This is a genomic window from Enterobacter sp. SCRI0065 (genome assembly GCF_059766475.1).
Genome location: NZ_JCBAJB010000059.1, coordinates 1 through 255 on the forward strand (window position 1 = coordinate 1; position 255 = coordinate 255).

Annotated in this window: 1 protein-coding gene; it reads left to right on the forward strand. The window is 53.3% G+C overall.

The genetic code is table 11. From position 1 onward, the window contains the following. The coding region (locus AC6EMZ_RS23435; protein WP_498405196.1) for a GTP-binding protein at positions 1–255 on the forward strand (255 nt) is incomplete at both ends.

Here is a 255-nt window from a genome sequence, read left to right on the forward strand (position 1 = left end):
GCGCGATCCTGGTTGTTGCTGCGACTGACGGCCCTATGCCTCAGACTCGTGAGCACATCCTGCTGGGTCGTCAGGTAGGCGTTCCTTACATCATCGTGTTCCTGAACAAGTGCGACATGGTTGATGATGAAGAGCTGCTGGAACTGGTAGAAATGGAAGTTCGTGAACTTCTGTCTCAGTACGATTTCCCAGGCGATGATACTCCAATCATCCGTGGTTCTGCTCTGAAAGCGCTGGAAGGCGAAGCAGAGTGGG